The following is a 22,644-nucleotide window of genomic DNA, read 5'->3' as shown; positions in this document are numbered from 1 at the left end:
GATGCCGCACGCATCTGATCTGCCGATCGAGCATGTGCTGCCCGAGATTGCGAGCGCGCTCTCCTCGGGCACATCGGCTGTTCTCGTCGCGCCTCCGGGAGCCGGCAAGACCACGCGCGTGCCGCTGGCCCTTCTCGATGCGCCGTGGCTCGCGGGCCGCAAGATCCTCGTATTGGAGCCGCGCCGTCTCGCAGCCCGCGCGGCGGCGGAGCGCATGGCATTCCTGCTCGGCGAGAAGGTCGGCGAGCGCGTCGGTCTGCGCGCACGCCTCGATACGCGCGTTGGTCCTCGGACCCGCATCGAGGTTGTCACCGAAGGTGTCTTCACGCGACTGATCCTCGCGGATCCGGAGCTCACGGGTATCGGCGCCGTTCTGTTCGACGAGTTCCACGAGCGCTCGCTCGATGCGGATCTCGGGCTCGCCCTCGCCCTCGATGCGCGTGCAGGCTTGCGCGAGGATCTGCGTATTCTCATCATGTCCGCGACGCTCGATGGCGCGCGCGTCGCGCAGCTTCTCGGCGAAGGCGCGCCGGTCATCACGAGCGAAGGCCGCGCCTTTCCTGTCGAGACGCGCTATCTCGGACAGGAGACCGGGGCCCGCATCGAGGCGAGGATGGCGGACGCCATCCGCTCGGCTCTCGCGAGCGAAGCCGGCTCCGTCCTCGCGTTTCTGCCGGGGCAGGGCGAGATCACGCGCACGGCCGAGCGGCTCAGCGAGGGCCCGCTACCGCCCGATGTGGATGTGGTGCAATTGTTCGGCGCTCTCGATGCCCGCACGCAGGCTCGCGCCATCGAGCCGGCCCCGCCGGGCAAGCGCAAGGTCGTGCTGGCGACCTCCATTGCCGAGACCTCGATCACCATCGACGGCGTGCGCGTCGTCGTCGACAGTGGGCTCGAACGTGTGCCCCGTTACGAGCCGGATGTCGGCATCACGCGCCTCGAGACGCAGCGTGTTTCGCGGGCGTCAGCAGATCAGCGGCGTGGCCGCGCCGGCCGCACGGAGCCCGGCGTCTGTCTGCGCCTCTGGGATGAGCCGCAGACGGCGGGCCTGTTGCCTTTCCGCGCGCCGGAGATCAGGGCCGCGGACCTCTCGGGCCTGCTGCTGGATTGCGCGGCCTGGGGCGTCACCGATCCGATGACGCTCTCGTGGCTCGATCCCCCGCCGGCAGGCGCTTTGGCTGCGGCGCGCGAGGAGCTCGTCACGATCGGTGCGCTCGATGCCCAGGGCAAGCTGACGGAAGCCGGGCATCATTTACGCCGCTTGCCCCTGCCGCCGCGCCTCGCGCGCATGATCGTCGCCGCCGCGGACATGGGCGAGGCTGCGCGCGCAGCTCACATCGCGGCGGTGCTCGTCGAGCGCAGCCTTGGCGGCAATGCCACGGATCTCGACCAGCGCCTCGCCGCCTTCGCGCGCGATCGTTCGCGTCGCGCGAGCGACATGCGTGCGCTCGCCCGCAATTGGGCCAAGGAGGCCGAGAGCGATCTGCGCACGACCGCACGCGGCCCGGCATCGACCGCGGCGCTCCTCGCGCTCGCCTATCCCGAGCGGCTTGCCATGGCGCGCGGCGCATCGGGCCAGTACCTGCTGGCGAACGGGCGGGCGGCGGCGCTGGATGCAGCCGATCCGCTGGCGCTCGCGCCTTTTCTCGTCGTCGCGGAGGTCGCCGGCGCGGCTGCACGGGCGCGCATCCTGCTCGCGGCGGCAACCGATGAGGCCGGGATCCGCGCAATGGCTGCCGATCGCATTGTGCTGTCGGAGGCCAGTGACTTCGAGCCGGCGATTGCAGCCGTTCGTTCACGGCGCACGGAGCGGCTCGGCGCCATCACGCTGCGCTCGGAGCCGCGTCCGACGAAGCCCGGTCCCGAGATTGCCGCCGTTCTCGCACGCGGCATCGCCAGGATGGGCATTGAGCGCCTGCCGTGGAGCAAGGCTCAGCAACAGTTGCGCGCCCGCGTCGCTTTCGTTAGCGCCGCCGGGGCCGCAAACGATTGGCCTGATCTCTCGGATGCCGCACTTGCCGCCACAGCCGAGGGCTGGCTCGCGCCATTCCTCGGTAGCGCAACTTCACTCGCGGATATCAATGCGGATCTGCTCGGTAGCGCACTCGATGCGCTGATCCCTTGGGGCGCGCGGCAACGCCTCGACGAGCTGGCGCCGACCCACTTCACCGCGCCGACCGGCAACCGCCATGCCATCGACTACGAGAGCGAAGGCGCCCCCATTCTGGCCATTCGCGTCCAGGAGCTGTTCGGTCTCGCCGCACATCCGGCCATTGCCGATGGTCGTCTGCCCTTGACCCTGCACCTGCTTTCGCCGGCCCATCGCCCGATCCAGATCACACGAGATCTGCCAGGCTTCTGGGCGGGGTCATGGGCCGACGTCCGCTCGGAGATGCGCGGGCGCTATCCGAAGCACCTCTGGCCTGAGGATCCGCGCGCCGCCGCACCGACGAGCCGCGCCAAGCCGCGCGGAACATGAGTATCGCGGCAAAATGGTTCGCCTCCGCCGCCCCGATCGCGCATAAGATTGCCTGAACAGATGCGAACGTGACTTGGCCCATGCAGCCCCATACGCTCAACGCTCCGACCGTCCCCGATGCGCCGCCTGACAACTGGGTGCACCGCTACGCGCCGGCGTGGTTCCGGCCCTATGCGCGCCTCGCGCGCTTCGACCGGCCGATTGGCGGCTGGCTGCTGCTTTTTCCCTGCTGGTGGTCGCTCGCGCTTGCCGAGCACGCCAACGGTGTGGCCTACCCGTCCCTCTGGTTCGTCATTCTTTTCCTGGTCGGCGCCTTCGTCATGCGCGGGGCCGGCTGCACGTATAATGACATCGTCGACCGCGAGTACGACGCGGGCGTTGCGCGTACGCGCGGCCGGCCGATCCCCTCGGGCGAGGTAACGGTCAAATCCGCTGCCCTCTTCATGGTCCTGCTGTGCCTGATCGGCCTCGCGGTGCTCCTTCAATTCAACTGGTACACCGTCGTCCTCGGCGCCTCGTCGCTGGCACTGGTGGCGATCTACCCGTTCATGAAGCGCTATACGTACTGGCCGCAGCTCGTGCTCGGGCTGACCTTCAAGTGGGGCGCGCTCGTCGGCTGGTCGGCCGCGCGCGGCAAACTCGAATGGCCGGCGATCGTGCTCTATCTCGGCTCGGTGGCATGGACGATCGGCTATGACACGATCTACGCCCATCAGGACAAGGAGGACGACCTCGCGCTCGGCCTCAAGTCTACGGCGCTGCGCTTCGGCGAGCAGACGAGGCCCTGGGTCAGCGGCTTCTATGGTTTCGCCGTTCTCATGTGGGCCCTTGCCGCCTGGATGACGGGCGTCGGGGCGATCGGCATGATCGCGCTCGCCGCTGCCGCCGCGCACATGGCCTGGCAGGTCGCGACGCTCGATATTTCTGATCCGGAGAACTGCCTGAAGCGCTTCAGGTCGAACCGTGACCTCGGCTGGCTGATCTTTGCCGGCTTCCTTGCCGACATGGGGCTCGCCGCGCTCAGGGCAGGATAAGCGGCCCGGCGCCGAGGGGCACGGCGCCGGACCGCTCCAACCAGTGACTTCTGAGCTCATCTTTCGTGGCCGTCTTGGCGCGGCCATGAGGCTTGCAGTGTCGCACAGCTCCCTTCAAACTGGCTTAAGAAGGGCTGGCCGAAGCGCGAAGCCGCGTCCCAAAACAGGTCGCCACGGGAGGGGAATGCAACGATGGTGGGCTTGGCGCCGATGGCGCCATGTGCATTGTCTCTTGGCCTAAATCCATTCCCAGAAGGCACCGTCCATGCCCGATTCGACCTCGACCAAGCCCCGTCAGCTCCTCCACCTCGTTTTCGGGGGTGAGTTGTCCGACATCGCCAAGCATGAGTTCACCGACCTCGACAAGCTCGACATCGTCGGCATCTATCCGAACTATGCCGAGGCTCACAAAGCCTGGAAGGCGGCGGCCCAGAAGACGGTCGACAACGCCCAGATGCGCTATTTCATCGTGCACATGCACCGCCTGCTGGATCCCGTCGAGAAGGGCCCGCCGCAGAGCTGAGCGGCGGACCGTGCTACCGGGCAGGCGCCATACCGCACCGCGCCTTGCATCATGCCGCCCTCCGGTCTAGCACTACGGCCAATCCTTCCCGCATCCTGACAACCGACGGCGGCTCCTCATGGCGACTCATAACCTGCTCCTCCTCCCCGGCGACGGCATTGGCCCCGAGGTCATGGCCGAGGTCGACCGCCTCGTCGCCTTCCTCGCCAAAAAGAGCAAGGTGGAGTTCAAGACCGAGCAGGCGCTCTGCGGCGGGTGCTCCATCGACAAGCACGGCACGCCGCTCACCGAGGAAGTGCTCGCCAAGGCCAAGGCCGCCGACGCCATCATCTTCGGCTCCGTCGGCGGGCCGAAGTGGGACAAGGTCGCCTACGAGATCCGCCCCGAGGCGGGCCTGCTGCGGCTCCGCAAGGAGCTGGACCTCTTCGCCAACCTGCGCCCGGCCATTTGCTATCCGGCGCTCGCCGAAGCTTCGAGCCTGAAGCGCGAGCTGGTCGAAGGCCTCGACATCCTCATCCTGCGCGAGCTGACCGGCGGCACGTACTTCGGTGAGCCGAAGGAGATCGTGACGCTCGAGAACGGCCAGAAGCGCGCGGTCGACACGACGGTCTACACGACGCACGAGATCGAGCGCATTGCCCGCGTCGCCTTCGACCTCGCGAGGAAGCGCAAGAACAAGGTGCACTCCGCCGAGAAGCGCAACGTCATGAAGACGGGCGTGCTGTGGAACCAGGTCGTGACGGCCGTCCACGCTGCCGAGGCCAAGGATGTCGAGCTGCAGCACATTCTCGCCGATGCCTGCTCCATGCAGCTCGTGCGCAATCCGAAGCAGTTCGACGTGATCGTGTGCGACAATCTCTTCGGCGACATGCTCTCCGATCAGGCCGCGATGCTCGCCGGCTCGCTCGGGATGCTGCCCTCGGCGTCGCTCGGTGCGCCCGATCCTAAGACGGGCCTGCGCAAGGCCCTTTACGAGCCGATCCACGGCTCGGCGCCGGACATCGCGGGCAAGGGCATCGCCAATCCGATCGCGCAGATGGCGTCGTTCGGCATGGCGTTGCGTTACTCCTGCAACATGGTCAAGGAAGCGGACCTGCTCGACAAGGCGATCGCGAATACGCTCGCCCAGGGCTACCGCACGGCCGACATCATGCAGCCGAACATGCGCAGCGTCGGCACGACCGAGATGGGCAAGGCCATCGTCACCGAGCTGGAGCGCCTCATCGGCTAATTTTGAAAGGGGGAAGGAGACCTGATGCGCTCGTCCCGTCCTCTGTTCTCCAATCCCGGCACGAGCTCGGCAGCGCCAACGCTGCCGGCTATTCCCGATCGCCAGAACTGGCGCGACATCTTCTTCACGTCGCGCGACGGCCTTCGCCTCTATGCGCGTCACTATCCGGCACCGGGCTCGTCGCTGCGCCCCGTGCTCTGCCTTCCCGGCCTCACGCGCAACAGCCGCGATTTCCATCAGCTCGCGAGCGTGCTCTCGAGCCCGCAGCAGCCGGCGCCGCGTCATGTCTACACGGTCGACTATCGTGGCCGCGGGCGCTCCGCCTACGATCCGGACTGGCGCAACTACCAGGTCATGAACGAGCTGCTCGACGTGCTCGATTTCATGACCATCGAAGGCCTCAGCGACACGGCGATCGTCGGCACGTCGCGCGGCGGTATCCTGGCTATGATCATGGCGGCGGTGCGCCCCTCCAGTATCGGTGCCGTGGTGCTCAATGACATCGGCCCGCTCATCGAGCGCGAAGGGCTGCTGAGGATCGTCAGCTATGTCGGGCGGATCCCGCTGCCTGCAACCTGGGCCGAGGCCGGCGAGCTCGCCCGCGCCATGGGCCAGCGCCAGTACCCGGCCGTTCCCGATGACATGTGGGAGGACCTGGCGCGTCAGCAGTACAACGACGAGGGGGGCCGACCGGCATACGGCTATGACCAGGAGCTCAATCGCACGGCGTCGATCATGGATGGCCCGCTGCCGGAGCTCTGGCCGCAGTTCAAGGCGCTCTCGCGGGTGCCGGTGCTGGTGCTTCGCGGAGAGCTCTCCGACATTCTGAGCACCGCGACGGCGGAGCGCATGCAGCGCGAGCACCCGGATCTGACGCTGCTGACCGTGCCTGAGCAGGGGCACGCGCCGCTATTGCGCGACGAGATGAGCCTCCACGCCATCATGGATTTTCTCGCGCGTGCCGATGTGACGTGGATGGGACGTCACATCAGCTAAAGCGTCGGACCTCAAATGCGACCCACGGTTCGGGCCAGGCTCGAAGTCGTATTCGAGATCCAAAGACGCTTTAGACTTTATGGGTTCTAAAGCAACTTTGGACTTGAAATTCGCTCCCTGCCCAACCTCGAGGTGAGGCGAATTTCAAGTCCGTTGCTTTAGCATTCATCGGGGATAGTACCGTTCCGCCACTTTACTTCGCGTCTGTGCCTGCTCAGCATGATCCGATGATCGGGTTGCAGCAGTACGGGGCGTAAAACCCATGAATCCCGGATCGACCGTTTTCAAAGCGTCGCTTTCAGCTCTCCACTACACGGGGCTCGATCGCCTCGTGATGCCGCTGACCGGCGGGACCGGCGCGATCTTCATGCTCCATCACGTGCTGCCGGCCGCCCCGATGGTGTACGCGCCGAACGCCCATCTGGAAGTCACGCCCGAATTCCTCGATCGCACTATTCGCCTCGTGCTTGAGCGCGGCTACGACATCATATCGCTCGATGACGCGCGCGCCCGCCTCGGCGAGGGCGATCTCGATCGGCCCTTTGTCTGCTTTACGATCGATGATGGGTACCGCGATGCCCTCCAGCACGCCTATCCTGTATTCAAGCGTCATGGTGTGCCGTTCGCCGTCTATGTCGCGAGCGATTTCGCGGACGGTTGCGGCAATCTTTGGTGGCGTGCGCTGGAGTGCCTTCTGCGGGACGTCGATGCCGTCGAGTTCCAATTTGATGGCGTGACGCGGCGCTTCAGTTGCGGGAGCCCCCGAGCAAAGTTGCGCACGTACAGGGCGATCCATCATTGGCTGAGATCGCTGCCCGAGCGCGATGCTCGCGACATCGTCGCCGATCTCTGCCGGATGCACGGCATGGACGCGAGCGGGCTGTGCCGCGAGCTGGCAATGGATTGGGACGACATAAGAGATCTCGCGCGCGACCCTCTGGTGACAATCGGCGCGCACACGCGCAGTCATTTGCCCCTAGGACAGCTTTCCTATGCGGAGGCGCGTGCCGAGATCGAGGCGAGCTGCGGGCGCATCGCGCACGAGCTGGGGCGACCCTGCCGACATTTCAGCATTCCCGAGGGGGAGGTGGACCGCGCGGGCGCGCGAGAGTTCCAGCTCATCCGCGAGGCGGGTCTTCTTACGGCAGTGACGGCGCGGAAAGGCCTGCTTAAACCTCAGCATGACGAGGGGCTGGCGGCCCTCCCTCGCATCGTGCTCGACGGCGATCTCCAGAAGCCGCGTTATGTGAAAGTGATGCTAACCGGGGCACCCTTTGCCATGTGGCGCGGCTCGGGAGGGCCTCCCGCGCGCCGCCTGTCGGCCTCTGCCGCCTGAGTTCTTCCACTGGCGGACGATCTCCTGCGTCACCTCTGCGACAGTTTTGTCGTGCATCGACGCCTTGTTCCCGAACTTTGTTCATGCCAATTGTCGCCGCGCCGGCATGGGACCGGCCCAAGCCATGCGCGGGACGGATTCGATGGCGCAGACAGTCATATGTGTGAAGTGGGGCACCCGGTATCCCGCAACGTATGTGAACTGTCTGTGGGCGATGATCCGGCGCAATACGAAACGCGATACCCGCCTCGTCTGCTTTACCGATGATCCAGTCGGCGTGCATCCGGATGTCATCACGCAGCCTATTCCCGAGGTGAGGCTCCCCCCGGAGAAGGCCACTCAGACGTGGCGCAAGTTGACCTTCTGGCAGGAAGGCGTCGAGTACCTTTCGGGGGATCTCCTTTTCCTCGATCTCGATGTGGTCATCACCGGTTCGATCGATGCGTTCTTCGATTTCAAACCTGAGGCGACCTTCTGCGTCATCGAGAACTGGACGCAGGTTGGCCAGAAGATCGGAAATACATCGGTCTTTCGTTTTCGCGTCGGAGCCCACACCTACATCTACGATCAGGTGCAGGCCGACCCCGAAGGCGTCGTGAGGCGGTACGCGAACGAGCAGACGTACATCTCGCGCATCGTCACGAGCATGGAATACTGGCCCGCCGAGTGGTGCGTCAGCTTCAAGCATTCGCTCATGCCGATTTGGCCGCTGAATTTCTTCCAGACGGCAAAGCTGCCGTCCGAGACGAAGGTCGTCTGCTTCACCGGCCACCCCGATCCCGACGAGGCACGCGACGGCATCTGGCCTGCGCCCTGGTACAAGCGGATCTACAAGCACGTCAGGCCGACGCCCTGGATTGCAGAGAACTGGCGCGAGGATTGATCCGCCCGGACTGCGTAGCCTCAGGGGTGGTCCGGCGGCGCGCCGTACATCCACTTGATGAGATAGCCGGCGGGCAGCACCCAGGCGAGGCCGGCCACGGCATAGAAGATCAGCTCGACGATCTTGCCGCCGGCCGGCAGCACAGCCGCGGCTGCCAGCATCACCAGAAGCGAATAGATGATCAGGACGACGAGCAGAAGCACCGTCCCGACCAGCTTTCTCGTGCGCGCACGCATGGCCATATCAATCGAAGACGATCATCTGCCGGACGACGGCGGCATCTGCGAGCCTGTCGAAGCCCTCGTTGACTTCGTCGAGGCTGACGAGCGCGCTGCGCAGGCGATCCACGGGTAGCTTGCGGTCCTTGTAGAGCGAGATATAGCGCGGCACGTCGCGGGCGATGACGCAGCCGCCCATGTAGCTCCCTTTCACCGTGCGGCCGTCCTGGACCATGGCGTAGTGATTGATCGGGAACTGCGCCGTTGCAGGCGAGAGCCCGGCCGAGACCGTCTGGCCGCCGCGCACGGTGATCTTGTAGGCGAGCTCCATGGCCTTGATCGTGCCGGCCATTTCGAAGGCCGAGTCGACGCCGCCATCGGTCGTCGCGAGAATGCGCTCGATGCAATCGGCGTCGCGCGCGTTGAACGTGTCCGTTGCGCCGAGCTGGCGGGCGAGCGCAAGCTTCTCGTCGGAGACATCGATCGCAAGAATGCGTCCTGCGCCGGCAACGATCGCACCGAGCAGGCAAGAAAGGCCGACGCCGCCGAGGCCGACGACCGCAACCGTCTCACCCGGTTTCACGTTTGCCGTATTCACCGCCGCGCCGACGCCGGTGACGACCGCGCAACCGAAGAGCGCGGCATCGTGCATGGGCACATCCGAGGGGATCTTCTGCACTGAGTTGCGCGGCACCACCGCGTACTCGGCGAAGCAGGAAAGCCCCGAGTTGTGCGCGATCGACTGGCCATTGAGGCTGAGGCGGCGGCCGCCTGTCGCAAGATCGCCCTTCTGGCGCGCGGCATTGAAAGTCGTGCAGAGGAATGGCCGTTGCGAGATGCACTGGCGGCAGGTCCCGCAGCTCGGCGCGAAAATGAAGACGACGGCATCACCGGGTGCGATGTCGGTCACGCCCGCGCCGACTTCCGCGACGACGCCTGCGCCCTCGTGACCGACCACCATCGGCAGGGGCCGCGGCCGCACGCCTTCGATCGTCGAAAGATCCGAATGGCAGAGCCCGGCAGCCTTGACCTGGACCAGCACCTCGCCGGCACGCGGTCCTTCGAGGTCGAGCGTCTCGATCCTGAGTGGACGGCTCTGAGCATAGGGACGCGGCAGGCCCTGCTCGTAAAGGACGGCACCTCTGATCTTCATCGCTCGCTGATCCTCCCGATTTGGCTGACTGGCACGTTAGCTCACCCGGCACGCCTTCGCGAGGCTCGGCAATGCAGTGCCGCGATGCATCGCGTCGGGGTGCCGCGCTCAGATCTCGATGACCTCGCCGGGTTGCACGGCACGGAAGCGCTCAGGCGCGATGCGCCGCTGCCGGAGCGCCTCTGCGAGGGCCTGAGGTGGTGCGTCGCGTGCTTCGGTCGTGAGCTGGAATGTTCCCCAGTGGTGGCCGAGCGCCATCTCGGTCCCGCAAAGCTGGAAGGCTTCTACGGCATCGGCCGGATTCATGTGCTGGTGTCGCATGAACCAGCGTGGCTCGTAAGCGCCGATCGGCAGCAGCGCGAGCCGGATGCCGGGATGACGGGCGCCGACGTGGCGGAATGTGCGGCCATCGCCGAGCCCGCTGTCGCCGACGGCGTAGATCCGCCCTGCCGGGGTTTCGAGAACGAAACTCGCCCAGAGCGCGTGCCGGCGATCGCGCGTCCCGCGCGCCGACCAGTGCTGCGTCGGCTCGGTGTGCACCACAATGCCCTTTCCGAGGTCCGTGTGGTCGCCCCAGTCCACGGCTGTCGCCACGAGGCCAGGAATGCCTCGCTGCATGATCGCGTCATTGCCGAGCGGCGTGATGATCCGGGGGCGATCGCGCTCCCAGAGCCGCACCAGTGTCGGGAGATCCAGATGATCGTAGTGATTGTGCGTGACGAGCACGGCATGGATCGGCGGCAGATCCTCGAAGCGGATGCCGGGCACGCAGCAACGCGTCGGTCCCCAGCTCGTGAACGGGCTCGCGCGGTCCGACCAGTGCGGATCGATCAGCACATTGAGGCCGCCGGTCTGGATCAACCAGCTCGCGTGGCCGATGAAGGCGATCCGCGCCCGCGCGCCCGTCACCTCGCTGGGCGGCCTATCGTTGAACGGGCTCTCGACCCTCGTGGGCCATTTCTCCCATTTCTCCATGAAGTAGAGCTGGAGAATACGATGCGTGCCGCCCGGCTGCTTGCCACCGGGGTTGAAGAACAGCGTCCCGTCGAAGTGATCGCTCGCCGGGCCTTGGTAATAGGCGTTCGCAGCGCCGGCTCTGAGCATGGCAAAACCGCCGGTTCCGACGATGCCGGTCGCAGAAAGCATCTTAATCAGGCGCCGTCTGGTCGGGCGCATGGATTTCCTCATGGGCTCGATGCCCATGCGCCTGGGCTTGCGTGGAGCGCATGGCTCGCCGATTGTGTCGCCCGCGCTCGTAGCGCATCATATGTCCAGACACAATCGCCTGCGCCCTCAAAATTCTGCGACAACGGGGAAGGAAGACGTTTCGATGGCAAAGAACCAGATCACCGGCCGTTCGGCCTTCCTCGCAGTGCTCAAGGACGAGGGCGTCACGCATCTTTTCGGCAATCCGGGCACGACCGAGCTGCCGATCATGCACGCGCTCGCCGAGCACCCGGAAATGAATTACGTGATGGCCATGCAGGAGAGCCTCGTCGTCGCCATGGCTGACGGCTTCTCGCGCGCTTCGGGCCAGCTCACCGCCTGCAATGTCCATGTCGCGCCGGGTCTCGGTAATGCCCTCGGCTCGCTCTACAACGCGAAGTTTACCGGCACGCCCATCATCCTCACGGCCGGCCAGCAGGAGCAGGGCCACGGCCTCACCGAGCCGTTGCTCTACGACAACCTCGTGCCGATGGCGGAGCCGCTCGTCAAATGGGCGATCGAGGTCACGCGTCTCGAGGATCTGCCGCGCATCATGCGCCGCGCCGCCAAGGTCGCGATGACGCCGCCGACGGGGCCGGTCTTCATCTCGCTCCCCGGCGACATCCTGAACATGGAAGGCGGCATCGATCTCGGCTCCTCGACGCGCATCGATAGCCGCGTGCGTCCCTCCGATGAGGTGCTCGACGCCCTAGCCGCGCGCATCCTGAAGGCCGAGCGGCCGGTCATCATCGTCGGCGACGAGATCGTGAAGAGCGATGCGCTCAAGGAAGCGGCTGCATTCGCCGAGGCGTTCGGCTGCCCGGTGCTGCAGCAGAGCGTCGCTTATGGCGCCCACTTCCTCTCCGAGAGCCCTTGCTACATCGGCGGTCTCAATCGCGAGCAGCCGGACGTGCGCGCGGCGCTCTCGCCCTATGACCTGATGATCGTCCTCGGCGCCGACCCGATCCGCATGTCCGTGTGGAGCGAGATCGATCCGATGCCGCCCGAGCTCGCGACGGTGCAGATCGGTCTGAATGACTGGGATCTGGCCAAGAACTATTCAGCCGAGATGGCTGTGCGCGCTGATGTGCGCGAGACGCTGCGTGCGCTGACGCCGGCCCTCGTCAAGAAGGGCGGCAAGGCGCTCAAGGACCGCGCCGAGAAGTCGCTCGCCGAGCTTAAAGAGAAGAACTGGACGGCCAAGCGCAAGAAGCTCGTCGCTACGATCGACGGTCGCGAGATCATCAAGGGCAAGCCTATCAACCCGGACTTCATGACATTGCGGATCGTCGAATCGATCCCGAAGGATGTCGTGGTCGTCAACGAGTCGCTGACGAGCGGTCGCCTGCTCAACAGCCTGCTCGCCTACCGCGACCGCTACGGCTATCACGGCCTCGCGTCGGGCGGCATCGGCTGGAGCGTGCCGGCCTCGGTTGGCATCTCGCTCGCGCAGAAGGACCGCCCCGTCGTGTGCGTCGTCGGCGATGGTTCGGCCATGTATTCCATCCAGGCGCTTTGGACGGCCGCGCACCACAAGCTGCCGATCACGTACATCATCTGCAACAACGGCGGCTATCGCATCATCAAGCAGCGCCTGAAGCTGTTCCACGGCAACGAGCAGTTCGTCGGCATGGACTTCGTCGAGCCGGCGGTGGACTTCACGGCGCTCGCCAAGTCCATGGGCCTCGAGGCGCACCGCATCACCGATCCCGCCGCCCTCGAGCCGGCGATCCGCAAGGCGACGACGATGCCCGGCGCCAAGCTCCTCGAGGTCGTCGTCGAGGGGCATGTGTAGGCCCGAAGGTATTGTGGATCGAGAGCCCGGCATCAGCGCGGACACGCACTGCAAGGCGCGTGTCCGAATTGCGATGAGTGGCCGGCAGTTCGCTGAGGTGCCAAGCTGGCCTCGCGCGTCATCTTCTAAGGCCGCTACTGGCGATCATCTCCAGCTAAAGTGGCGAATACCCCTCGGTGGCCGGGTGCTTGCCGCGGCGCATGGGCTTCACGCCCTTATTGGAGGCCGGGTGGGAGGCCCTCTTCCGCCCTGCCGTTGACAAGCGCCCGCGACCCCCTTAACTGATGCCCGCCTGCCCAGATGGCGGAATTGGTAGACGCACTAGTTTCAGGTACTAGCGCCGCAAGGCGTGGAGGTTCGAGTCCTCTTCTGGGCACCATCCCCTTCAGATCCCCGCTCTTTCCTTAACTCGCGCCGACCCGCGCAGTGCGCCGGCGGACCGATCTCGCGTCGCCCGAGTTGCGCCGTCGCCACGGTGGGTTGCGGGGATATCAGCACGCCCAAGGCTCTCAGAGGCCCTGTTCTTGTGACTCCTTCTTCCTTCGAAGTAGGAGTGTTCTCGAATTGCCACGCGTACCGACCATCTTTTGAGCGGTTATGCACGAAAATGAAGTGTCACTTGTCCATTAACCCGAATCAGCCACTTGTCACCTCCAGGGGAAGTGCGCAGCGGCACATTGCACGGGGGCTTTCACTAAATCCGTGCCGCGGGGCATCTGCGCCAACGAAGGCGACGACACCATGAACACCTCGACATTGAAAATTGCTGCGACAGTGATCGGGCTCGCGATTGCTACTGCAACGCCGACGCTCGCAGGAGGCGGCGGAGGCGGTTACAAGGACGGCGGCTATGTAGAGCAGCCGACATGGATCGCGACCTACACCGGCGCTGATTGGGCCAAGGACTCTTTCTATACGTACTCCGGCGCGGTCGTCTCGCTCCAGCGCGACCTGTCGCGCAGCGGCTGGGTTTTCCAGGGCTTTGCGGGCTACGGCTCGTACGAGTACCACAACCCGAGCATTTCTGGCGGCCGAGTCGACGGTGACGTTTCGCAGCTCGCGGCCATGCTCGGCTATCTCTGGGTTCGTCAGGGCGCGGCGTTCGGCCTCTACGTCGGCGGTGACTGGACCGATCACGATCTGACGCCTCGCGATCCGTCGAATAGCGTCAGGGGCAGCGAGTTTGGCCTCCGGGTCGGCGGCGATCTCCGCCTTGTCGGACCGGGCTATTACTTCTCGCTCGAAGGCTACTACTCGACCGCTTTCGACACCTACTGGTCGCGCGCTCGCGCCGGCATCAACACGGGCCGCTTCATCATCGGTCCTGAGGGTGGCGCGCTCGGCAACGAAGGCTTCGACGCACAGCGCCTCGGTGCATTCGTGATGTTCAAGCTCGACATGTTCGGCACCAGGAACCCGGCCGAGCTGACGGTCCACGGCGGCTATCAGTTCCTCAGCGGTGACCACGGCAGCAGCTCGTTTGTCGGCTCGTCTGCTGGTGGTGAAGGCGCCTACGTCGGCTTCAATCTCGGAATGGCGTTCTGATCTGACCCCTGGATCAGGCATGACGAGGCGCCCCTTCGGGCGCCTCGTTGCTTTTTGGGGGGCTACTCCGCGGCCTGAAGCGTCGGGGCTGCTACGGGCGGAGGCGGCGCGGGCAGGCGCGCGAGGCTCGGCAGGCCCAGGCGCTTCGCGCGTCCCCAGCCCGTAAAGTGCCCGCAGAGCACGGCGAAGAGGGTGCGCAGCGAGATCCAGAAGATGAGCTGGCGGTAGTAGAAGCGCTGCAGCACGGTGAGCGGCAGCAGGCGCCAGTTGCCGGGCTCGCGATGCAGCCACAGAGCGACTGCGGCGAACGCGAGCTCGAGCACCTGGAAGACACCCCAGTACACCAGGATCTCGACGGTGCGCTCCGAAAGGAAGCTGCCGCCGTGATGCGCATGAGCCCACGCATCCGAGATCAAGGTGCCGATGAGCAGCGCGTCCATGATCGGCGCGAAGAGCGTGAAGACGAACTGGAACACGACGATGTTCGGGATCGTGAACCACTTCAGGCCGTGCGCGCCGCGCTGCAGGTAGACATCGCGGTGCTTGAACGCGACCTGGATCATGCCGAACATCCAGCGGAAGCGTTGCTTGTTGAACTCCCGCACCTTCTCCGGCGCCTCGGTCACGGCAAGTGCGCGCGGCTCGTTGCGCACGAGCCAGCCGGCACGCGCAATCTTGAAGGTAATGTCGGCGTCTTCCGCTGCGGTGTCGCTGTCATAGAGGCCGACGTCCATCAGCGCGCAGCGGCGCCAGGCGCCGATGGCGCCGGGGACGACGGCAATGCCGTTCACGATCTCGAAGGCGCGCCTGTCCATGCTCTGCGCCGTCAGGTACTCGAGCGCCTGGAAGCGTGAGAGCATGGTCGAGCGATTGCCGACCGTGACGACACCGGCGACGGCGCCGACCTTGCCGTCGTGGAAGTGGGCAAGGAGGATGTCGAGCGCGTCGGGCGCGAGGCGCGTGTCGGCATCGATGCAAACCACGACCTCGACGTCGGTCTGCTCGATGGCGTAGTTGAGCGCGCTCGACTTACCGCCATTCCGCTTCGTGAGCAGGCGCACACGCGGATGGCGGCCAAAGGCTTCGTGGAGGACATCGTACGTGCGATCCGTCGATCCGTCGTCGATGACGACGATCTCGAAGTCCTTGTTCCGCGAGCGAAGCAGGGACTCGATGCTGTCGACGATGACGCGCTCCTCGTTGTGAGCGGGTACGATGACGGCAAAGCTCGGCAGCCGACGCGCGAGCGTGGACAGCGGCTTCTGGATGCGCGACTGCCGGTAGGCGACGAAGGCGATGATGAGCAGCCGCCCGATGCCGAGCACGATGCCGGTCACGAACAGGAACTTCAGGAAGCTATTGAAGGCGCGCATCAGCGTGAAGCCGATGCCGTTGACGTAGGGAACGACCGTGCTCGCATTGTCGAGCGTCGGCATCAGCTCGTTGCGCTGCAGGCCCAGCAGCTCGTGGATCGTGACGAAGCGATAGCCGTCCGCACGGAGCTGATCGATGATCTTCGGGAGTGCCGCGATCGTCTGCGAGCGGTCGCCGCCACCGTCGTGGAGAAGCACGACATTGCCGCTCCGCCGATGGGCGTACGAGACCGTGCGCCGAACGATCTCTTCGACGCCAGGGCGCCCCCAGTCGAGCGGGTCGATGCGCTGGCCGATGGTGATGTAGCCGAGTGCGGCCGAGGCGAGCAGCGTGCGCGCCTGCTCCGACGTCTCAGGCTCAATGTCGCGCACGAACGGCGGACGGAAGAGCGCGGTGCGGATGCCGAGCTTCGACTCGAGCACGCGCTGCGTTGCGTTGAGCTCGAGATCGAGCTGAGCGCTCGGAATCTCGCTGAGGTCCGGGTGCGTGAACGTGTGGTTGCCGATATCGTGCCCTTCGTCGTAGACGCGCTTGAGGACCTGGGGCTCCATGGCCGCGGCCGTACCCAGCACGAAGAAACTCGCCTTGACGTCCTTTTCCTTGAGGACGTCGAGGATGGCGGGCGTGTAGAGGCGCGACGGCCCATCGTCGAACGTGAGCGCGATCACCTTGTCCTGGTTGAGACCGAAGCGGGAAATCAGCATCGGCTTCGGGACCGACACGATCGTCTGGTTCGTGATGAGATTAGACTTGGGGAGGTGCGTGACCGAGCGCTTGCCGACGCTCGGCTGGTTGATGAACTTCAGGACCTCGCCCTTGCCCGTGTACGTGACCTCCTTGCCCGGATCGAGCGTCTCGAGCGCCGCGAGCGCGGCATCGTCCGGGGCGCGGCCGCGGGCGAACGTCGACCAGATCGTCGGGTCCTCCGTGCCGAGCCGCCACAGAGCCAGGCCGGCCGGCTCCATGGCGAGCGCGGCTGCAACCTGATTGTACATGGTGACGCCGTCGAGCATCCAGACGGTGTGCGTCGCGCCGGTGCTCTTCTCACCATAGGAGAATGTCGGGTTGAGCGCGTGCGGGTCGAACGTGAAGGTGGCGCCTGAGCGGTCCAGCACGTCCCACATCTCGCGGATCGACGCCATCCGGCCATTGCCCGGGCGGTCCCAGTCGATGGCGTAGGAGCCGATGGCGACGATCAGCTTGCTGCCGTGCGTGGTCGCGAAGTGCTTGTCGAGCATCGTCTCGAACCACACCTGCGAGGCGATCGGGCCCGGACGCTCATGGGGAGCGTGCTGGTCGTAGACGAGGAGGACGACGCGGTCGACGGCCTCGATGATCCGGTGGAAATGCGTCGGCTCCGCATAGGCTGGAACCACGGCGAAGAGCTGGCGGCGATCCGCAGCGAGGATGGACTTCAGCTCGCCCAGAAACGAGACGAGATGCTCCTGATCCTCTGCGGGGACCTCCTTGAAGTCCACGACGACGCCTTCGAAATCGCCCTTCGCGAGATAGTTCTTGAGATTGCGGACGAGGCGCGCGCGGGCCTCCGGAGACTTGAGCACGCGCGCGGTGGTTTCGCCATGCCAGGCGCCGTTGCGCGGGTCGTAGTTGTTGACGACCGGCATGACTTTCAGCTCGGGCGCGTTGATCGTGAGCCACGCATCGACGTTCTGCTGCTCGCGCTCGTCGTCGAGCTCGATGTCACCTTGGTCGCCGGAGAGGTGGAGCCACTCGGGCATGAGCCCGTCGAGCTGCTTCACCGCAGTCCTGAGTGAGAGGAAGCTGTTCTTGTCCCAGTTGACGTAGAAGGCGAAGCGATCCGTTCCCGACGTCGCCTTGTCGACGCGCGAGCGCGCGTGCGCGAGGTTGACTGCGGGGCCGCGCACCGGCGTGCGGTGTGCGACGGCGAGCACGGACAGGTACTCCCGCTCGAGATTGAGTTTCACCGACGGAAGCGCCGGCGTTGTCGCGACGCTGATGCTGAAGACCGTCACCAGCGCGCCGATGAAGGCGACCAGAAGGCCGACGAGGCCGTACACGACTGGTGAGCGGCGCCCTGAGGCGTCGAAGAAAACCTGCTTGCTCTTTTCGGACATGTTGACCGGTCTGACCCCAGACCGCCGTGAGCCCTGGGGCGCGGCGGTACGCATTGCTGTGCTGGGTCGGCCGGACGGACGGTTGTGCTGTCGTGCAGACCCGTCAGAACGGAACGCAAATTAGGGACCGGTTAGGATCGGTTCGGGGTGAGACAGGCGGCAATCAGAATTTAGGTTTAACGAAACGTAAATGCGCGAAATCGGCTGAGATCGGCTGAGAAAAGAGTGTGCGGCGACAAGCGTCGCCGCACTGCCGCCCGTGAGGCGGGGGAAGCTCAAGAGCGGCCAGGCCGTGTTGCACGCGGAAGCACAGCACGGCCTTACTTCGGATGCGTGGACTAGAGACGCATCTCGACGAGCGGTTTGCGATCGCCGAGGACGAAGGCGATGGACTCGAGCACGGTCGCATTGGTGTTGACGTCCATGATCCGCGGCGCGCGGCCCGAGGCCTCGTAGATGCCGGGATGGAAGCCAAAGCCGTTGCTCGGCGCCTTTGCCGAGATGAAGTTGCGCAGCTTCTGAGAGTAGGCGTCGCCGCGCTCGGCCAGCCAGAGGTAAGTCGCCTTGCTCGATGTCATCCGGTAGGTCTCGGCGAACTCCTTGGTGGCCCATTTGCGCTCGGTGACGACAGAGTCGACCGGCCACTGGGGACCTGCGTAGGCGTCCAGATTGTAGCCCTGGTAGGTAAACCACGGCTGCTTGTCGATCGGTGCTTCAGAAACGCTCGTGAGGCGTCCCGTTTCGGCATATCGCTCCTGCTGGGCGGCATAGAGCGCGTCCGCCAGAATGCGCGAGCGCGGCGAGTGTCCGAGCTCGATGGCCTCATTGGCATGGGGCTCGGTCGCGATCGGCCCGACCGCGGCGACATGATCGATGAAAGCCTGGCGGGCGCTCTCATCGCCTTCTTTCAGCTCGCGATCGAAGCCGGTATCGACCTCGATGCCCCAGAGCGCGTAGGACCTCGCGATATAGTGAATGTAATTGAAGCACCGCGCCTCATATCGGGATGACGACTTGATATCGTACGGCTGGCCCTTGTTGACGGTGGCAGCGATATTCCAGCGTGCAACCTGCTCCTTCGCCCCGTAGGCGCTGTTCGTTGCCTTGTCGAGGATATGCAGGGCCAAAAGCAGGCGCCCCGTATCGGTCGTGTCGTAGCCGCCCTCGGCGGCGGAGCCGCCGACGATCTGCGTGCGATAGTTGGGCAGTGAGAGCTGGCTCCAGCGGAACGTGGAGTTCTTGAGGAAGGCCATGACCGTCCGCATCCGCTGATCGAACTCTTTCTCTTCGATGAGGCCGATCGAGCGCGCGGAGATATAGGCGAGGATGAGGGAGCCTGCATCCCACATGGTCAGGATATTGTAGCGGCCAAGGCTGCTCCCCTCGGGCCACACGGCCGCCGGCACGAGTCCGATGGGGGCGCCCGGCGTCTTCATGGTGAAGAACTGCCAGGCAATTTCCGCATCCTTCTTGAGCGAAGGGACCAAGGGGGCGTCCACCTGATTTACTGCGAACGCAGAGTTAAAGTAGCCTTGGGCGGAAAGTGTTCCAGCGAAGCACAAACCGGCCCGGATCGCATCGCGGCGTGACATACGCATAGCTGAACTGTCCCAATCGTGAACGCCTGGGGCATGTGGCGTTCAGGTTTCTATTCCGATGCGAAGGGACAGTGCAGAGAGCGTGCCGCCGCGACGATCGATGGGGCTCCCAGGCGGAGGAGGAGACCATGAGCCAATACAAGCCACGGCCGTTCACACTGAGTGTCCCAGAAGGTGACATCTCGGACCTGAAGGAACGGCTCGCACGCACGCGCTGGCCGGACGAGCCGCCGCTCGCGCCATGGTCGACCGGCGCGAGCCTCGCCTATGTCAAAGGGCTCGCCGACTACTGGCGGACCGAGTTCGACTGGCGCGCCTGGGAAGCGAAGCTCAATGGCTTTCGCCAGTTCACGGTGCCGATCGGGGGCATAGACCTGCACTTCATTCATGAGCCCGGTCGCGGGCCCAATCCCATTCCGCTGCTGATCTCGCACGGCTGGCCCGGATCGGTGTTCGAGTTCCACGACCTGATCCACCGCCTGACGGACCGCTTCACGGTCATCGCGCCATCGCTTCCGGGTTACACGCTCTCCTTCAAGCCGGGCCAGGAGCGCTTCGGCGCCGAGGAGATCGCCGACCTCTACGCTGAGCTCATGACCGGCGTGCTCGGCTACGAGAAGTTCGCCTATCAGGGTGGTGACTGGGGTGCCTTCGTCGGTTCGATCCTCGGCTATCGGTATCCGGAACGGCTGATCGGCCTCCATCTGAATTTCCTGGCCGTGCGCCGCGATCCATCGCTCGTCGCCAACCCGACGCCGGAGGAGAAGACGTTCCTCAATGAGCTCAACGAGTTTCTGAAGGAGGAGACCGGCTACCAGTGGATCCAGGGAACGCGGCCGCAGACGCTCGCCTTCGGCCTGACGGATTCGCCGTCCGGCCTCGCCGCGTGGATCGCCGAGAAGTTCCATCGCTGGACCGACAACAACGGCGTACCCGAGGATGCCATCAGTCGGGACGCCATGCTGGCGAACATCTCACTCTATTGGTTCACGGGCGCGATCGGCTCGTCCTTCTGGCCTTACTACTCCCGCTTGCACCGGCCGTGGTTCCTGCCGCTCGGCGAGACCATCAAGGTGCCGACCGGCTACGCGGCCTTTCCGCGGGAGATCCTGCGGCCGCCGCAGTCGCTGGCCGCCAAGACGTATGCCGATATCCGCCGCTGGACGGTGGTGCCGAAGGGCGGCCACTTCGCCGCGCTCGAGCAGCCGGAAGCGCTGGCGGACGAGATCCATGCCTTCTTCAGCGAGGTTGCAGAGTAGCGCTTGATGCGCGCGCTCCGATTGCGTTCCCATGCTGCGCGGGGCATCGAGCGTGGTGCCCGCCATGTCACACGCCGGACTGTGCACAGGTTACCCACCGCCGAGTTCGCGCCCTCAGATTGACCCCCCTTTGGGCGCTGGCTAGAGGGGGGAATGTGGCTTTTTTGTGCGTGCGTTGATCAGATGGGGGCGTTCGTGAGCTCGAGGAAAGCAATCTTCTCTGCGGCACTGACCGGCGGCCTGGTCGCCATTGCCGTGACGGCGATGACAGGCTGTGCATCGGCGCAGTCGCGTTGGCAGGCTGAGGCACATGGGGACACCGTTGCGGCACAGGCCCGTCAGCATCGTCGGGTGGTCCGCCAGCAGGAGCGGGCGGCGGAGCTGAGGCGTGAGAGGCGCGAGGAGCGGTACATTCGGCGCGCCCGCATCATCCGCACGGCGCCGGTCGTAGACGCGGCGGACAAGTGCCGTCCGCAGCTCGCCGTCGTCGGTGACCAGTACGCAAGCGAGAGCGGCGCGCAGGGCGAGGCCGACAAGGCCTGGATGCAGACCGCACGCTGGCAGTGGGGTGAGCGCTACATGGCTCGCGAGCACGCGCACGATGCCACCTACGAGTGCGGCCGTTCGTCGGTCGGCTCCGTCGTCGGGCAGGTATTCTACCGCTGCCGTCTGACGGCGCGGCCCTGCCGCCCGGAAGCCTCTCCGGGCAAGTGATCTAACACCGCGCATCCAGCCTTGGATGCGCAGGTTGTCTATCGAGCAGGCGGCGAACGCACTTCGCCGCCTGTTGTCGTTCATGCAGCGACAAGCCCTCATGATGCCCTGATCGTCGCCTCAGTCTTCGCGCGGCTGAGAAACGGCGCTTCAGGATACCGGGCATGAATGACGAGGCATGGCGCGCCGAAGCGGCCAGCACGACCGCCACTGCAGACATACGCCGCCGGGACATCTGGCTTGCAGCGCTGAAGCGCCACTCGGAGCGCTGGCTTCTGCCCTTGCCGCTCGGCCGCGTGTGGCATGAGCTCCTGCTGTTCGGCGTCCTGCAGGCCTGGGCCTGCCTCTTCGCCGGCATTCTGCTCCTCGCGATCGTCACGACGAAATTTGCCTGGCCGCTCGGGGCGCCCATTGCGCGCTACGATTTCCTGTTTCTCGTCGCGCTCTCGACCCAGGGCGCGTTGCTCGCGCTCAAGATGGAGCGCATCGAGGAAGCCAAGGTCATTCTCATCTTCCATGTCGTCGCGACGATCATGGAGCTTTTCAAGACGGCCAAGGGATCATGGATCTATCCGGAGGCGAACCTCATACGCATCGCCGGCGTGCCGCTCTTCTCGGGCTTCATGTACTCCGCCGTCGGGAGCTACATCGCGCGCTGCTGGCGCCTGTTCGACTTCCGCTTCTCGCACTACCCGCCGATCTGGACGACTTGGCTTCTCGCTGCCCTCATCTACGTGAACTTCTTCACGCACCACTACGTCGTTGATCTGCGCTACGGCCTCTTTGCCTTCGCCGCGCTGATCTACGGCCGTACGGTCATTCACTTCACGATCGACGAAGTCCCGCGCCGGATGCCGCTGCTGCTCGGCTTCTTCCTCGTGTCGCTCTTCATCTGGTTTGCCGAGAACATCAGCTCGTTCTCCGCCGTCTGGCTCTACCCGCATCAGCTCAAGGCGTGGTCGCCGGTGAGCCTCGGCAAGCTCGGCGCGTGGTTCCTTCTGATGATCATCAGCTTCGTGCTCGTCGCCTCCGTTCATGCCCCGAAGCCGCTCAATTCCGGCAATGCCCGCGGCTGAACGGCGTTGGAGTGCAAGAAAAGGCAAGGGCGAGCTGATGATCGGGCCCGGAGCTCACGTGCCGTCGAGGATTTCCGCCGTAATTCGTGCCATGTATGCGAGAAGCAAGGAAATTGGAGACTTCTCGC

Annotated in this window: 17 protein-coding genes and 1 tRNA gene; 13 read left to right on the top strand and 5 right to left on the bottom strand. The window is 65.2% G+C overall.

Annotated features, from left to right (window positions below; genetic code table 11):
- The first annotated feature begins 1 nt into the window (after window position 1).
- The 7 genes from hrpB (at window position 2) to CS1BSM3_RS12105 (ending at window position 8,482) form a co-directional block, all read left to right on the top strand.
- A complete protein-coding gene (gene hrpB, locus CS1BSM3_RS12135) occupies window positions 2–2,479 on the top strand; it encodes an ATP-dependent helicase HrpB (RefSeq protein ID WP_072387339.1) in 2,478 nt (825 codons plus the stop codon).
- Between the two features lie 80 nt (window positions 2,480–2,559).
- Window positions 2,560–3,513, top strand: coding sequence for a 4-hydroxybenzoate octaprenyltransferase (gene ubiA, locus CS1BSM3_RS12130; RefSeq protein WP_072387338.1), 954 nt, complete (start codon window positions 2,560–2,562; stop codon window positions 3,511–3,513).
- Between the two features lie 265 nt (window positions 3,514–3,778).
- A complete protein-coding gene (locus CS1BSM3_RS12125) occupies window positions 3,779–4,036 on the top strand; it encodes a DUF4170 domain-containing protein (RefSeq protein ID WP_072387337.1) in 258 nt (85 codons plus the stop codon).
- Between the two features lie 118 nt (window positions 4,037–4,154).
- Window positions 4,155–5,267 (top strand): 3-isopropylmalate dehydrogenase, encoded by a 1,113-nt coding sequence (gene leuB / locus CS1BSM3_RS12120; RefSeq protein ID WP_072387336.1) that lies wholly within the window; start codon window positions 4,155–4,157, stop codon window positions 5,265–5,267.
- Between the two features lie 24 nt (window positions 5,268–5,291).
- Complete coding sequence (locus tag CS1BSM3_RS12115) at window positions 5,292–6,263, top strand: alpha/beta fold hydrolase (RefSeq protein ID WP_083528539.1); 972 nt, start codon at window positions 5,292–5,294, stop codon at window positions 6,261–6,263.
- Window positions 6,264–6,525: 262 nt separating this feature from the next.
- Window positions 6,526–7,599, top strand: coding sequence for a polysaccharide deacetylase family protein (locus CS1BSM3_RS12110; RefSeq protein WP_072387335.1), 1,074 nt, complete (start codon window positions 6,526–6,528; stop codon window positions 7,597–7,599).
- 142 nt (window positions 7,600–7,741) lie between these two features.
- A complete protein-coding gene (locus CS1BSM3_RS12105) occupies window positions 7,742–8,482 on the top strand; it encodes a hypothetical protein (RefSeq protein ID WP_072388133.1) in 741 nt (246 codons plus the stop codon).
- 20 nt (window positions 8,483–8,502) lie between these two features.
- On the opposite strand, the gene CS1BSM3_RS12100 is transcribed toward CS1BSM3_RS12105, so the two are convergent.
- From CS1BSM3_RS12100 to CS1BSM3_RS12090, 3 genes are all read right to left on the bottom strand, one after another.
- The gene (locus CS1BSM3_RS12100) at window positions 8,503–8,718 is read right to left on the bottom strand and encodes a DUF2842 domain-containing protein (RefSeq protein ID WP_072388131.1); all 216 of its coding nucleotides are present in this window, start codon (window positions 8,716–8,718) and stop codon (window positions 8,503–8,505) included.
- A gap of 7 nt (window positions 8,719–8,725) precedes the next feature.
- Window positions 8,726–9,853, bottom strand: coding sequence for a zinc-dependent alcohol dehydrogenase family protein (locus CS1BSM3_RS12095; RefSeq protein WP_072387334.1), 1,128 nt, complete (start codon window positions 9,851–9,853; stop codon window positions 8,726–8,728).
- Window positions 9,854–9,961: 108 nt separating this feature from the next.
- Window positions 9,962–11,029 (bottom strand): MBL fold metallo-hydrolase, encoded by a 1,068-nt coding sequence (locus tag CS1BSM3_RS12090; RefSeq protein ID WP_072388129.1) that lies wholly within the window; start codon window positions 11,027–11,029, stop codon window positions 9,962–9,964.
- 154 nt (window positions 11,030–11,183) lie between these two features.
- Between CS1BSM3_RS12090 and CS1BSM3_RS12085 the strand changes: the two genes are divergently transcribed.
- From CS1BSM3_RS12085 to bcsS, 3 genes are all read left to right on the top strand, one after another.
- Window positions 11,184–12,854 (top strand): thiamine pyrophosphate-binding protein, encoded by a 1,671-nt coding sequence (locus CS1BSM3_RS12085; protein WP_072387333.1) that lies wholly within the window; start codon window positions 11,184–11,186, stop codon window positions 12,852–12,854.
- Window positions 12,855–13,148: 294 nt separating this feature from the next.
- Window positions 13,149–13,233, top strand: a tRNA-Leu gene (locus tag CS1BSM3_RS12080).
- A gap of 362 nt (window positions 13,234–13,595) precedes the next feature.
- Window positions 13,596–14,399, top strand: a complete 804-nt coding sequence (gene bcsS / locus CS1BSM3_RS12075; protein ID WP_072387332.1) for a cellulose biosynthesis protein BcsS — start codon at window positions 13,596–13,598, stop codon at window positions 14,397–14,399.
- 62 nt (window positions 14,400–14,461) lie between these two features.
- Here the strand turns inward: bcsS and CS1BSM3_RS12070 are convergent, their stop codons facing one another.
- Window positions 14,462–17,869 (bottom strand): polysaccharide deacetylase family protein, encoded by a 3,408-nt coding sequence (locus tag CS1BSM3_RS12070; protein ID WP_072387331.1) that lies wholly within the window; start codon window positions 17,867–17,869, stop codon window positions 14,462–14,464.
- 338 nt (window positions 17,870–18,207) lie between these two features.
- A complete protein-coding gene (locus CS1BSM3_RS12065; RefSeq protein WP_072387330.1) occupies window positions 18,208–19,356 on the bottom strand; it encodes a DUF3131 domain-containing protein in 1,149 nt (382 codons plus the stop codon).
- Between the two features lie 239 nt (window positions 19,357–19,595).
- Between CS1BSM3_RS12065 and CS1BSM3_RS12060 the strand changes: the two genes are divergently transcribed.
- The 3 genes from CS1BSM3_RS12060 to CS1BSM3_RS12050 all read left to right on the top strand — a co-directional run bounded on the left by CS1BSM3_RS12060 (window position 19,596) and on the right by CS1BSM3_RS12050 (window position 22,516).
- Window positions 19,596–20,726: an epoxide hydrolase family protein gene (locus CS1BSM3_RS12060; protein ID WP_072387329.1), complete on the top strand. Its 1,131-nt coding sequence runs from the start codon at window positions 19,596–19,598 to the stop codon at window positions 20,724–20,726.
- A 195-nt stretch (window positions 20,727–20,921) separates the two neighbouring features.
- Window positions 20,922–21,440, top strand: coding sequence for a hypothetical protein (locus CS1BSM3_RS12055; RefSeq protein WP_143149185.1), 519 nt, complete (start codon window positions 20,922–20,924; stop codon window positions 21,438–21,440).
- Between the two features lie 164 nt (window positions 21,441–21,604).
- The gene (locus tag CS1BSM3_RS12050; protein WP_072387327.1) at window positions 21,605–22,516 is read left to right on the top strand and encodes a DUF817 domain-containing protein; all 912 of its coding nucleotides are present in this window, start codon (window positions 21,605–21,607) and stop codon (window positions 22,514–22,516) included.
- The last annotated feature ends 128 nt before the right edge of the window (window positions 22,517–22,644 follow it).

The organism is Hyphomicrobium sp. CS1BSMeth3, from assembly GCF_900117415.1.
GTDB lineage: Bacteria > Pseudomonadota > Alphaproteobacteria > Rhizobiales > Hyphomicrobiaceae.
The sequence above is the reverse complement of the archived record's forward strand: the minus strand, read 5'-3'. Positions and strand labels throughout refer to the sequence as shown.